General features: G+C 67.6%; 1 protein-coding gene. It reads left to right on the forward strand.

Annotation, left to right across the window (positions count from 1 at the left end):
- Positions 1-72: 72 nt before the first annotated feature.
- On the forward strand, positions 73-1,041 hold a 969-nt coding region (locus tag AB0J46_RS51965; RefSeq protein ID WP_364344971.1), incomplete at its 3' end, for a hypothetical protein.

The raw sequence follows: 1,041 nt of genomic DNA on the forward strand, positions 1-1,041 counted from the left end.
GCGGTGGTGCAGTCCACCGAGACTCCCGGTGCGCTCGTGGCCGGCCCCTGGTCGGAGTGGCAGGCAGGGCGGGTGGACACCACCAAGCCTGTGGTCTCCGAACTGTCGGCGTCCCCGGGGCAGTCCGTGTCGGGGTTGTGGACGCTGCCGTCGACTCAGCCTTCCTTCTCTGCCTATGGCGGGGATGCGGATTCGCGTCCGTTGCGGTTGGAGGCTCAGGTCGAGCACGACCCATCGGCTGCCGGTCAGGGTTCCGGGCTGATCTGGTCGGGTTCTGGTGAGACATCGACCAGTGGGTGTTACACGACGACCAAGTGCTGGCTGCAGACGCCTGTCGTGTCGTCGGGCAAGTTGAAGGAAGGCTGGCTGGTCCGCTGGCGCGTCCGCGTGTCCACCTCAACCGGCGTGGCGGGTCCCTGGTCGGAGTGGCAGGCAGGGCGGGTGGACACCACCAAGCCTGTGGTCTCCGAACTGTCGGCGTCCCCGGGGCAGTCCGTGTCGGGGTTGTGGACGCTGCCGTCGACTCAGCCTTCCTTCTCTGCCTATGGCGGGGATGCGGATTCGCGTCCGTTGCGGTTGGAGGCTCAGGTCGAGCACGACCCATCGGCCGTCAGCCAGGGTTCCGGGCTGATCTGGTGGGCTTCCGGTGGTCTGTCCAGCGGCGGCTGTTACACGACGACCAAGTGCTGGCTGGAGTCCCCCGCGGTCACGTCCGGCAAGCTGAAGGACGGCTGGCTGGTCCGCTGGCGGGTGCGAGTGGTGACCTCCTCGGACGTGGCGGGCGCCTGGTCGGAGTGGCAGGCGGCGCGGGTGGACGCCTCCAAGCCGGTGGTGTCGGAGGCGTCGGCCTCCCCAGGGCAGTCCGTTTCCGGCCTCTGGACCTTGTCCTCGATCCAGCCGTCGTTCTCGGCCTATGGCGGGGATTCTGATTCTCGGCCGTTGCGTCTGGAGGCGCAGGTTGAGCACGATCCGGGGAAGACTGATCAGGGTACTGGGCTGATCTGGTCCGGTAGCGGTGAGGTGTCGTCGAGTGGTTGTTAC

Source organism: Nonomuraea sp. NPDC049758 (genome assembly GCF_040674635.1).
Lineage (GTDB): Bacteria > Actinomycetota > Actinomycetes > Streptosporangiales > Streptosporangiaceae > Nonomuraea.